Genomic DNA, 11347 nt, shown 5'->3' with positions numbered 1-11347 from the left:
CCAGCCCTGCTGTCGTGGGTAAGGGACCTAGTTCGTCGTGTGGGTGTGCAGCCAGGCAGCAGATAAGGCACCTTCCCGATGTGGGTGCCTACCTCAGGCGGCGACCTTTGTGATCGCCAGGCAGCACGAACCAGCAACTGAGGAGCACACCAGCAATGAACATCAACACCTTCGACACCTACCAGGCCGAGATCGAGTACCGCGGCAACCGGATCCGCAAGGACGTCGGCCGCAACGGCCGTCGCGTCCGCCGGCCATTCGTACGCCGCCCGTCCGAGGCCACCCGCGCCAGCCTCTGACCCGCCGCGTCGGCTCCGATGAGCATCGATACGGCATCAGCTTCCAAGCGGGTGCTCGACCTGACAACTGAACACGAGATCATGGACGGTGTGGCGGTACACACGACCAGCCGGACCCTGATCGGCCGAGACGCCGAGCTGACGGAGATTGCTTCGCTGCTCGGCGTTCGGTCGTCCGGCGACGGGGCCACCCAGCCGGTCCACGTGGTGCTCTCAGGTGACGCCGGCGTCGGCAAGACGCGGCTCCTGGTCGAGCTGCGTGACCTGGCCGTGGCGGAGGGGTGGCGTGTCGTCGCCGGGCACTGCCTGGACTTCGGCGACAGCGCGCTGCCCTACCTGCCGTTCTCGGAGGTCCTGGGCCGGCTCGAGGCCGAGCTGCCCGAGGTGGTCGAGCGGGTCGCGGAGGCACACCCCGCGCTGGCCCGGCTCCAGCCCGGACGTCGCGTGCTGGTCGCGGCCTCCGGAGCGGGCGCGGCGAGCCGCGAGGAGATCGAGAGCGTCGACCGCGCCGACCTGTTCACCGCGGTCCACTCCCTGCTCGAGGAGGCCGCGCAGCTGTCCCCGGTGCTGCTGGTCATCGAGGACTGTCACTGGGCCGACCAGTCGACCCGCGACCTGCTCAGCTTCCTGTTCTCCCGGCCCTTCGAGGGCCCGGTGACGATCGTGGCGTCCTACCGCTCCGACGACCTGCACCGTCGCCACCCGCTGCGCCGCCAGGTCGCCGAGTGGTCGCGGCTGCGCGGCGTCGAGCGGCTGCAGCTCGGTCCCCTCGGCGACGATCAGGTCCGGCTGCTCATCGCGAGCCTCTCCGACCAGGTCCCCGAGAAGGAGCTCAACGCGATCGTGCGCCGGGCCGAGGGCAACGCGTTCTTCGTCGAGGAGCTCGTCGGCGCGGCCACCCAGCCCGGCAGCTGGGTCCCCGATGACCTGGCAGACGTGCTGCTGGTCCGGCTGGACCGGCTCAACGAGGCGGCCCGCCAGGTGGTCCGCGTGGCCAGCGTGGCCGGCCGGCGGGTCGCCCACGACCTGCTCGTCGCCGCGTCCGGGCTCCCCGCGTCCGAGCTCGACGAGGGGCTCCGCCAGGCGGTCGAGATGAACCTGCTGGTCCCCGGCGACGGCACCTACTCCTTCCGGCACGCGCTGCTCGGCGAGGCGGTCTACGACGACCTGCTGCCCGGCGAGCGGGTGCGGCTGCACGCGCAGTACGCCGAGGCGCTGCGTGAGGGCATGGGCCGCGGCACCGCCGCGGAGCTGGCCCGCCACGCCCGGCTGGCCCACGACCTCGACACCGCCCTCGACGCCAGCATCCGCGCCGGCGACGAGGCGATGCGGGTCGCCGGCCCCGACGAGGCGGCGCACCACTACGAGCAGGCCCTCGAGCTCCTCTGCGACCCCAACCGCCGCTCGACCATCGACGTCGACGTCTCCAAGATCGCCGTGAGCGCGGCCGAGGCCCTGACCAGCTCGGGCCAGCCGGTCCGCGCCGCGGCGCTGCTCGCCGAGCAGCTCGAGCAGCTCGCCCCGGACGCGCCGCCGGCGTGGCGCGCCCGGATGCTCGCCGCCCGCGCCGACGCCGTGCTGCTCACCGAGACCGTGGACGTCAGCCCCCTGGAGCTGATCAAGCAGGCCATGGAGCTGCTTCCCGAGGACACGAAGGGGTTGCGCGCCAAGGTGCTCGCCATCCAGGCGCGCGTGCTCTCCGTCTACGGCCAGTACGACGAGGCGCAGGTGGCCGGGCTCGACGCGCTCGCGATGGCCGAGCGGCTCGACCTCCACGAGCTCGCCTCCGACGTGATCACCACCCTGAGCAACCTGAAGAAGGCCGGCCCCAAGGAGGCGCTGCGCGCCGCGCTGCTCGAGGCGGTCGAGCGAGCCGTCGAGACCGGCGCGATCAACGCCGAGCTGCGGGCGCGCTACTTCCTCGGCCGCTCCTACGAGGACTGGGCGGACTGGCCACAGGCCGAGCGCTGGTTCCGCAGCTCGATGAAGGCCGCCACTGACGCCGGGATCCCCTACGCGCCGTACGGCTGGGAGTCCCGTTGGCAGCTGGCCTGGATCAAGACCGTGGACGGCGACTGGGACGAGGCGCTCCGGCTGGCCGACACCAGCAACGAGCAGGCGCCGCCGATCCCGGCCGCGCTGGTCGAGGCCACCGCGCTGCTGGTCGAGTCCGGCCGCGGTGAGCCGGTGGCCGAGCGGGCCCGCGCGCTGCGGCGGTTCTGGGAGCTCGAGGGCGGCGTGGCGATCAACTCGGTGGTCGCGGAGATGGTCGACGCCGCCAACAGCGACGATCCCACCAAGGTGATCGCCGTCTACCAGGACGCCGTCGCCGTGCTGAGCCGGATCTGGCACGAGTGGTTCAGCGCGCGGATCCGCCTGGCAGCCATCGCGATCGGCTCCGTCGCAGACGCCCTGCCCCGGATCCCCGCCGCCGAGCACGCGACGTACCTCGCCGAGGTCGACCGGCTGCACGCCGAGGGGCACACCGTGCTCGACAAGTACTACGACCCCTCCGGCTTCTGGGGCCCCGAGGGCCGGGCCTGGACCAAGCGGCTCGACGCCGAGACGCTGCGTGCGCGCTGGCTGTCGGGGATCGACGCCCCGCCGCAGGAGGCGCTGGTCGAGACCTGGCGCGAGGCCGAGCAGCACTTCGACGAGTTCGGTCACGTCCACGAGCTGGCCACGGTCCGGGCCGTCCTGTCCGGCATCCTGCGCGCGACAGGTGACGCGGCCGGCGCCCGCGAGCTGGGCGACCAGGCGCGGGAGGTGGCGCACCGGCTCGGCGCCAAGCCGCTGCTGGAGCGGCTGCGGCTCCAGGGCAGCGCACCGTCTCGTGCCGAGAGCGCGGGCTCGGACACCCTGACCGCCCGCGAGGCCGAGATCCTGGCACTGGTCGCCCAGGGCCGGTCCAACGGCGAGATCGGCCGGCAGCTGTTCATCAGCGCCAAGACGGTGTCGGTCCACGTCTCCAACATCCTGGGCAAGCTCAACGCCTCGGGCCGCACCGAGGCGGCGGCGATCGCCCGCAGGCGCGGCCTGATCGACTGAGCGCGCCGCGAGCCGGGAGGGCCGTTCGAAGGTCGGGGTTGTCCCCGACGGCCAGGGGTACTTCACTTGCGTCACACACCCGCCCACTGCGATGGAGGAACCATGGCCGACGAGACCCTCGACGATGACGACATGACCACGACTCCGACCGAGGGCGGCGGTGGCGGCGACGCTGACGGCACCGACGGCGGGGACGCCGACGGGCGGGACGGTGGGGACGTCGACGGCACCGACGGCGGCGACGCTGACGGAACCGACGGCGGCGACGCCGACGGCACCGACGGTGACGGTACGGACGGCACCGACGGTGACGCAGGCGATGCCGACGGCACCGACGGCGACGCCACCGACACCGTCGACGGGGACGCCTCCTGAACCGAGCACCGGGCACGACAGGCGGCGCGCTCGACCAGCTCACCGGTGACGCCCAGACCTTCCGGGAGAAGGTCTGGGCGTCACGGGTCCACCACCACCACGTCGACCCCGACGAGCTGGCGGCGTACCTCTCCCTCGACGACGCCGACCGGCTGCTCACCGCGACCGCGATCCGGACGCCGAGCATCCGGCTCGTACGCGACGGCACCGTGCTGCCCGAGCGGGACTTCACCCGCGGCGCGACCCTCGCCGGCCGGCCGGTGACGGGGCTGGTCGACGGCCGCACCGCGGTCGAGGAGTTCCGCAACGGCGCCACGGTGGTCTTCCAGGGGCTGCACCGGTCGTTCCCACCCCTGGTCGACCTCATCTCGGAGCTCGAGCTGGAGCTCGGCCATCCCTGCCAGGCCAACGCCTACCTGACGCCGCCGGGGTCGCAGGGGTTCGCGGTGCACTCCGACACCCACGACGTGTTCGTCCTGCAGACCGCGGGCACCAAGCAGTGGGAGCTCCACCCGCCGCTCGGCCATCCCGAGCATGGCGTCGAGGAGCCGCTGCTCGAGCCCGGCCACGTCATGTACCTGCCGACCGGCACCCCGCACGCCGCCCGCGCCCAGGACACCGTCTCGCTGCACATCACCATCGGCATCAACCAGCTCACCTGGCGCGGCCTGGTCCGGCGGGCGCTCGCGGACGCCGTCGCGGAGGAGCCGGACCGGCACCTGCCGGCGGGCTACCTCGACGACCCGCGGCTGCTGAGCGACGGCCTGGCCGACCGGCTCGAGGCACTGGCCGACCGGCTCCGGTCGGTGGACCCCGCGGCCGCGGCTCGCCAGGAGGTACGCCGGTTCCTCACCTCCCGCCCACCCCGGCTCGAGGGGGCGCTGGTCGACGGTCTGGCTCTGCCCGCCATCACCGAGGACACCCTGCTGCGCCGGCGGCCGGGTCACCCCTGCGTGCTCATGGACAACGACGAGGACCGGCTCGAGGTCCTCCTCGGTGACCGGGTGCTCGAGGTGCCCGCCTGGATCCGGCCGGCCCTCGAGGAGGTGCGCCGTCGCCCCGAGCTGCGGCCCCGAGACCTGCCGCTGGACGAGGCGAGCCGTCTCGTGCTCGCCCGTCGGCTGGTCCGCGAGGGGCTGCTCAGGGTGGTAGCTGAATGATGGCAGTGTCCCGGGGCGGAGGTACTTCCATGGTTGGCGGGCTCAGAGCGGTTGCATCGCAAGGCGGCGGAGCGACGCCGTACTCGGTCGTCCAGCCAGCGACGGCAACGCCGCGAGGTAGGTGCTGTGTGCGCGCGACGCACGCAAGGACCTTCGGCCCGGGGCACTGGTGAGCTTCCGCTGCGCCGCCGCCAGCGAGGAGCGCAGCGAGTCGATGGCCGGTACGGCGTCGACGGTGCGCTCCTTCCTGCTGGTGGAGCACCCGGGGCCGTGGGGGGTCGACGCGCTGCGGGACGCGCGGATGCCGGACGGGATCGGGCCGGAGCTCCGCGCCCGGGCCGCCGCCACCGGCACCAAGGTGCTGCTGATCCGGCGCCCGGCGGGGGCCTCCAGGGACGCCGAGGGCGTCCGGGTCTTCGCGGCGTACGCGCACCACGCCGAGCCCTGGCTGGAGACCACGGTCCTCGGCGACCTCGCCGAGGTCCACGACCTCGACCTCGAGGCGCTGGGCGGGGGACGCTCGCCCGGGCTCTCAGCGCACCCCGGGCCCGTGCTCGCCGTCTGCACGCACGGCCGGCACGACGCCTGTTGCGCCGAGCGCGGCCGGCCCGTGGCCGCCGGGCTGGCGGAGCTCTTCCCCGAGCAGACCTGGGAGGTGTCGCACATCGGCGGGGACCGGTTCGCCGGCAACCTGCTGGTGCTGCCGTACGGCTTCTACTTCGGTCGCCTCGACCCGGTCACCGCCCGAGGCGTCGCGCGCCTCCTGGCCGCCGGCGAGGTCGACCTCGACCACCTGCGCGGCCGCTCCGGCCTGCCGATGTCGCTCCAGGCCGCCGAGGCCGCGCTGCGGCGGCACGTGGATGAACGCCGCGTGTCCGCCGTACGTCTCCTCTCTCGTGAGGTGCACGACGGTCGGACCGATGCGGTCTTCGACGTGGACGGTCGTCGCTACGCCGTGGCCGTGACCAGCAGCCGCGGCCCGGAGCTCGAGACGCTGACCTGCCGGGCCCTGCGCCAGAATCCGGTCATGCACCACGAGGTCCACGAGATCCGGGCGCTGTGATGGTGGCGGCCTGATGCGTCGCACGGTGGCCCTCCTGGGGGCCTGCCATCCCGGCCCGGCCCTCGCGGTCACGGTGCTGGCCGGACTGCTGGCCGCCGCGGTCGGGCTGGGTCCCGGCCGGATCGCCCTGGTGGTCGTCGCCGTGCTCGCGGGCCAGCTCTCCATCGGCTGGTCCAACGACCTCGTCGACCTCGCCCGCGACCGGGCCGTCGGTCGCACGGACAAGCCCCTCGTCGACGGCCGGGCCTCCGAGCGGACCGTGCGGATCGCCTGCGGCGTGGCCCTGGTCGCGACCGTTCCGCTCTCGCTGGCCTGTGGCCTGCTCGCCGGGCTCGTGCACCTGGTCTGCGTGGCGGCAGGCTGGGCCTACAACCTCGGCGTGAAGGCGACTCCCTGGTCGTGGGTGCCCTACGCCGTCGCCTTCGGTGGCCTGCCCGCGTTCGTCTCGCTCACCGCGGAGCCCGACCAGCTGCCGCCGCTCTGGATGTCGCTGGCCGGCGCGCTGCTCGGTGTCGGCGCCCACGTCGTCAACGTGCTGCCCGACCTGGCCGACGACGCTGCCACCGGGGTCCGCGGGCTCCCGCACCGGCTGGGCGCGCAGTGGAGCCCGGTCGTCGCGGCCGCAGTGCTCGTGGCGGCCGCGGTCGTGATCGTGGTGGGTGCCCCGGTAACGGGCGTCGTCGCGGTGGTCGCCCTGGTCGCCACCGCCGGGCTGGCGGCCGTCGCCCTCCTCGCGCGAGGTCGCACCCCGTTTCGAGCAGCCATCGCGATGGCACTGGTGGACGTGGCGATGCTGGTGTGGGCGCGATGACTCACCGGGCCGGGCCACCGCTTGTCACCAACCGTTACGGCAGCTGGCCTGCGGTTACAACCACATGGGAGATGTCCGGACGGTTGGTTACAAGTGGGCGGGGGTGGGGGCCACCATGAGCGACACCTGGGACCTCGTGGTCGTGGGCGCCGGTCCGGCCGGCGCCTCGGCTGCGCTCGCTGCTCTCCACGCGGACCCGGCGCTGAAAGTGCTGCTGCTCGACCGCTCGGACTTCCCGCGCGACAAGTCGTGCGGCGACGGGATCGCCCCGCACTGCCTCGACAAGCTCGCCTCGATCGGTGTCACCGGCGTCGAGGAGGGCTGGGCTCCGCTGACGCAGCTCGAGCTGGCTCGGAGCGAGCAGGCGGTGGCCCGGCCGATGGCCCGGCCGGTGTACGTCATCCCCCGCCAGGTCTTCGACGCCCGTCTGGTCGAGCGCGCGGTCGATCGGGGCGCCGAGCTGCGCCGCGAGAAGTTGGTCTCCCTCGAGACCGTCTCGTCCCGCACCGACTCGAACGGAACCGTCCCGGACCGGACAGTTTCGTATGAGAACAATTCGTACGAGACCGTCCTGAACGGGACCATCCGGGGCCGCATCGTCGTCGGCGCCGACGGTGCCCACTCCGTGGTGCGATCCGAGCTCGGGCTGCCCTACGGTCGCCGCGCGATCGCGATCCGTGGCTACGCAGCCACGCCGGCGGTCCGGCGCGGGACCCAGGTGATCCGCTACGGCGACCGCCGCCAGCCGGCGTACGCGTGGGCCTTCGACCGGGGGGACGGGCTCTCCAACATCGGCTACGGCGAGCTCCTCCCGACCGACGGCGAGCCGCCACCGTCTCGCGCGCTGCTGCTCGACCAGCTTGAGCAGCTGCTGCCCGGCTACGACGGCACGGAGTGGAAGGGTCACCACCTGCCGCTGTCGGGCTGGCGCTGGCAGCAACCTGACGGCGGACTGCTGCTGGCCGGTGACGCGGCCGGGTTGATCAACCCGATGACCGGCGAGGGCATCTACTACGCGATCGCCACCGGCATCGCCGCCGGCCGATCCGCGGTCCGGGCCCTGCGCGGGGGCGGCGACGCGGGTGCGCTGCACCGACAGGCGGTCCGAGCAGAGTTCGGCCGCCACCTCAAGCACACCTGGGTCGCCTCGCGGCTCGCGGAGCACTCGATGATCGTCGACGGCGGCATCCGCGTCGCTCGCAGGGACCGCCGGGTCTTCGACGAGCTCGTCGAGCTCGGGCTCGGTGACGGCCGGATCTCCGGCCGGCTGGTGCGCGGCCTGGTGGGCGGTCTCGGCCGCAGGGCCGTGTCGACGACGAGCGGACGGGGGCGCTGATGCAGATCCTGGCGGTCCGCGGCGCGCTGCCGCCGCACCGGCACTCGCAGGCCGAGATCACCGACGCGTTCGCCGGGGTGATCGCGACGGACGGCGGCCTCGACGAGCGGCTCCTGCGGCGTCTCCACGCCAACGCAGGTGTCGACCACCGCCACACCGTGCTGCCGATCGGGCAGTACGGCGAGCTCGACGGCTTCACCGCCGCCAACGACCTGTTCCTCGAGCACGCGGTCGACCTCGGGGGCCGGGCCCTGCAGGACGCGCTCAAGGCCGCCGACCTCACGCCGTCCGACGTCGACCTGATCGTCTCCGCGACCGTGACCGGCCTCGCCGTACCGTCCCTCGACGCGCGCATCGCCGCCCTCGTCGGGCTCCGCCCCGACGTGAAGCGGATGCCGTTGGTGGGCCTGGGGTGCGTCGCGGGCGCGGCGGGGGTCGCCCGGCTCAACGACTACCTCGCCGGCCATCCCGACGACGTCGCGGTGCTGGTGGCGGTCGAGCTCTGCTCGCTCACCGTGCAGCGCGACGACGTGTCGGTGCCGAACCTCGTCGCGTCCGGGTTGTTCGGCGACGGCGCCTCCTGCGTGGTCGCGGCCGGCACCGGCCACGAGGTCGAGCCCGCGGCGGTGGAGGTCGTGGCGTCGCGGTCCCGGCTCTACCCGGACTCCGAGCGGGTGATGGGCTTCGACGTCGGCAGCACCGGGCTGCGCATCGTGCTGGACGCCGAGGTGCCGGGCGTGATCGGCCGCTACGTCGGCGAGGACGTCGACAGCTTCCTCGCCGACCACGCACTGACCCGCTCAGACATCGGCTGGTGGGTCTGCCACCCCGGTGGGCCCAAGGTGATCGACGCGCTCGAGAGCTCGCTCGGCCTGGAACCCGAGGCGGTCGCGCTGACCCGACGCTCGCTGGCGCAGATCGGCAACCTCTCCTCGGCCTCGGTGCTGCACGTCCTCGAGGACACCCTCCGCGAGCGACCGCCCGAGCCGGGAAGCCACGGGCTGCTGATGGCGATGGGGCCGGGCTTCTGCTCCGAGCTGGTCCTGCTGCGAGCGGCGTCATGACCTCGCTCGCAGCGTTCACCGTCCTCGTCGTGCTGGTCGGCGTCGAGCGGCTGGCCGAGCTCGTGGTCTCCAAGCGCAACGCCGCGTGGTCGTTCGCGCGCGGCGGCGTCGAGACCGGCTTCTCCCACTACCCGGCGATGGTCGTCCTGCACACCGGCCTCCTCGTGGGCGCCCTGGTCGAGGCCTACGTGCGCGAGCCGCACGTCCCGTCCGCGCTGGCCTGGTCGATGCTCGGCGTGGTCGTGCTCAGCCAGGCCCTGCGCTGGTGGTGCATCGTCACGCTCGGGCACCAGTGGAACACCCGCGTGATCGTCGTGCCCGGGATGGCGCCGGTCCGCCGCGGTCCCTACGCCGTGCTCCCGCACCCCAACTACGTCGCGGTCGTGCTCGAGGGGTTCGCGCTGCCGCTGGTGCACGCCTGTTGGATCACCGCGGTGGTGTTCACCGTGCTCAATGCCGTGCTCCTGACGGTGCGCATCCGGGTCGAGAACGCCGCACTCTCGACGCTCTCGCAGGAGCCGGCCGGTGCGTGATCTCGTGGTGGCCGGCGGCGGGCCGATCGGGCTCGCCACCGCCCTGTACGCCGCCCGGGCCGGCATGGACGTCGAGGTCCGCGAGCCGCGACCCGCTCCGGTCGACAAGGCCTGCGGCGAGGGGCTGATGCCCGGAGCCGTGGCCGGGCTCGCGGCCCTCGGCGTGGACCCACCGGGGCACCGGCTGGCCGGGATCCGCTACGTCGGCGGCGGCCGGAGCGCTGACGCGCTGTTCCGCCACGGTGAGGGCCGCGGGGTGCGTCGCACCACGCTGCACCGGTCGCTCACCGAGGCGGTGGCCGAGGCCGGCATCAAGGTCGTTGAGCGAGCGGTCAGCGAGGTCGAGAGCCGGGCGGGGCACGTCCTGGTCGACGGCGAGCCCGCGGGCTACCTCGTGGCCGCCGACGGGCTGCACTCACCGGTTCGGCGGATGCTCGGGCTGGACCGGCCGGTCGAGGGCCGGCGCCGGTTCGGACTGCGGGTCCATGTGGAGATGGAGCCGTGGACGCCGTTCGTCGAGGTGCACTGGGCCGAGGGGTCCGAGGCCTACGTGACGCCGGTCGCCGACGAGCTGGTCGGCATCGCGCTGCTCACCGAGCGGCACGCAGCCTTCGAGGACCTCCTGGCCGAGCACGTGCTGCTCAGGCAGCGGCTGGGCCGCCGCCCGTTGTCCCGCACCCGCGGCGCCGGCCCGCTGCGCCAGCGGTCGGCGGCGCGGACGATCGGCCGGGTGCTGCTCGTCGGCGACGCGGCCGGCTACCTCGATGCGCTGACCGGCGAGGGGATCGCCATCGGGCTGGCCCAGGCGCGAGCAGCCGTGGACGCGGTGGTGGCCGGCCGGCCGGAGGACTACGAGGCCGCCTACCGCAGGCTCGGCCGCCGCCACGAGCTCCTCACCCACGCACTCCTGGTGTCGTCGAGGGTCCCCGTCGTACGCCGCCAGATCGTTCCTCTCGCCGCGCGGCTGCCGCGGGTGTTCACCGGGGTCGTCGACCAGCTGGCCCGGCCGGCATGATCACCCCACGAAACCGCAGGCTCCCCCGCTGCGCTCCTCCGCCCGCGCTTCCGCGGGGACCCCGGAAAGCATGACCGCCGAGCAGGTCGTCCTCCTCGACGAGGACGGCAACGCCGTCGGCACCGCGGACAAGACCGCGGTGCACGGCACCGACACCCCGCTGCACCTCGCGTTCTCCTGCTACGTCTTCGACGACGACGGCCGGCTACTGGTCACCCAGCGCGCCGTCGCCAAGCCGACCTTCGGCGGCGTCTGGACCAACACCTGCTGCGGCCACCCCGCGCCCGGCGAACCCATCGAGGACGCGGTGCGCCGCCGCACCCGGCAGGAGCTCGGGGTCGAGCTCGGGGAGGTGACACTGCTCCTGCCGCGGTTCCGCTACCGCGCGGTCGGCGCGAACGGCGTGGTCGAGCACGAGCTCTGCCCGGTCTTCACCGCGACCGCCTCCGGTGACCCCGATCCCGACCCCATCGAGGTCGAGGCGTGGGAGTGGGTGCCATGGGACCGGTTCCGCGACGACGTCCTCTCGGGTCGCCGGGAGGTCAGCCAGTGGTGCCGCGAGCAGGTCTCGGCCCTGCCCGCGGACCCGCGGTCCGCGCCACCTGCCGACCCGGCCACGCTGCCCCCCGCCGCGAGGTAGGGG

11 protein-coding genes are annotated in these 11347 nt (G+C 73.7%); all 11 read left to right on the top strand.

The genetic code is table 11. From position 1 onward, the window contains the following. Positions 1–155 precede the first annotated feature (155 nt). The 11 genes from VFV89_RS24305 to idi all read left to right on the top strand — a co-directional run bounded on the left by VFV89_RS24305 (position 156) and on the right by idi (position 11344). Positions 156–299 (top strand): hypothetical protein, encoded by a 144-nt coding sequence (locus tag VFV89_RS24305; protein ID WP_329708576.1) that lies wholly within the window; start codon positions 156–158, stop codon positions 297–299. 18 nt (positions 300–317) lie between these two features. Next, complete coding sequence (locus VFV89_RS24300; RefSeq protein WP_329708575.1) at positions 318–3347, top strand: helix-turn-helix transcriptional regulator; 3030 nt, start codon at positions 318–320, stop codon at positions 3345–3347. Positions 3348–3449: 102 nt separating this feature from the next. Then, on the top strand, positions 3450–3722 hold the full coding sequence (locus VFV89_RS24295) for a hypothetical protein (protein ID WP_329708574.1): 273 nt from the start codon (positions 3450–3452) through the stop codon (positions 3720–3722). Positions 3723–3931: 209 nt separating this feature from the next. Then, positions 3932–4882 (top strand): cupin domain-containing protein, encoded by a 951-nt coding sequence (locus VFV89_RS24290; protein ID WP_329708573.1) that lies wholly within the window; start codon positions 3932–3934, stop codon positions 4880–4882. 169 nt (positions 4883–5051) lie between these two features. Further along, positions 5052–5945 carry a sucrase ferredoxin gene (locus VFV89_RS24285; RefSeq protein WP_329708572.1) on the top strand — a complete coding sequence of 298 codons (894 nt, stop codon included), beginning with the start codon at positions 5052–5054 and terminating at the stop codon, positions 5943–5945. A 13-nt stretch (positions 5946–5958) separates the two neighbouring features. Continuing rightward, the gene (locus VFV89_RS24280; RefSeq protein ID WP_329708571.1) at positions 5959–6756 is read left to right on the top strand and encodes a UbiA family prenyltransferase; all 798 of its coding nucleotides are present in this window, start codon (positions 5959–5961) and stop codon (positions 6754–6756) included. A gap of 115 nt (positions 6757–6871) precedes the next feature. Continuing rightward, complete coding sequence (locus tag VFV89_RS24275; protein WP_329708570.1) at positions 6872–8092, top strand: NAD(P)/FAD-dependent oxidoreductase; 1221 nt, start codon at positions 6872–6874, stop codon at positions 8090–8092. Then, positions 8092–9156 carry a type III polyketide synthase gene (locus VFV89_RS24270; RefSeq protein WP_329708569.1) on the top strand — a complete coding sequence of 355 codons (1065 nt, stop codon included), beginning with the start codon at positions 8092–8094 and terminating at the stop codon, positions 9154–9156. The genes VFV89_RS24275 and VFV89_RS24270 overlap by 1 nt, the downstream gene beginning before the upstream one ends. Continuing rightward, positions 9153–9689 (top strand): isoprenylcysteine carboxyl methyltransferase family protein, encoded by a 537-nt coding sequence (locus VFV89_RS24265; RefSeq protein WP_329708568.1) that lies wholly within the window; start codon positions 9153–9155, stop codon positions 9687–9689. The genes VFV89_RS24270 and VFV89_RS24265 overlap by 4 nt, the downstream gene beginning before the upstream one ends. Further along, a complete protein-coding gene (locus VFV89_RS24260; RefSeq protein WP_329708567.1) occupies positions 9682–10704 on the top strand; it encodes an NAD(P)/FAD-dependent oxidoreductase in 1023 nt (340 codons plus the stop codon). Before VFV89_RS24265 ends, VFV89_RS24260 begins: the two co-directional genes overlap by 8 nt. Before the next feature lie 70 nt (positions 10705–10774). Continuing rightward, entirely contained in the window at positions 10775–11344 is a 570-nt protein-coding gene (gene idi, locus VFV89_RS24255; protein ID WP_329708566.1) for an isopentenyl-diphosphate Delta-isomerase, read from the top strand. Positions 11345–11347 lie beyond the last annotated feature (3 nt).

It is taken from the genome of Nocardioides sp., from assembly GCF_036274455.1.
In the GTDB taxonomy this organism is placed as follows: Bacteria; Actinomycetota; Actinomycetes; order Propionibacteriales; family Nocardioidaceae; genus Nocardioides.
Note: the sequence above shows the minus strand (reverse complement) of the source record. Positions and strands in the feature narration are given on the sequence as shown.